The 360-nt window shown below is 39.4% G+C and carries 1 pseudogene; it reads right to left on the bottom strand.

Annotation, left to right across the window (positions count from 1 at the left end):
* A pseudogene (locus tag AKK44_RS08510) lies at nt 1-360 on the bottom strand (IS30 family transposase); the annotation flags it as partial.

The raw sequence follows: 360 nt of genomic DNA on the forward strand, positions 1-360 counted from the left end.
CCAAGTACCGAGTCAATTTCCCAGTGACCAAAGGTTGAACGATCATTAATATTAGCAGGGCGCTTCTCAATGGAAGTTCCAAGATGTTTTTTAGTAGATGGTCGAGTCTTACTTCTTTTACGAATACGGACAACTTTAGGCAGGTCAATTGGTTTGATAGCCACTAATCCTTGATGAATGTAGGTGTATAATGTCTTGGTACTTGGCACAATTTCCTCAGGATGCTCAAGTTTATAGGCATAAACAAAAGTATCGACACTGTGAATCCTAGGTTTAGCCTTCATCGCTTTAGTAAATGACAATAAGAAAGCTTCTGACACCCTCTCAAGTTTCAGATAATAACTCCCTTTTCTGCCTTCA

The organism is Streptococcus phocae (genome assembly GCF_001302265.1).
In the GTDB taxonomy this organism is placed as follows: domain Bacteria; phylum Bacillota; class Bacilli; order Lactobacillales; family Streptococcaceae; genus Streptococcus; species Streptococcus phocae.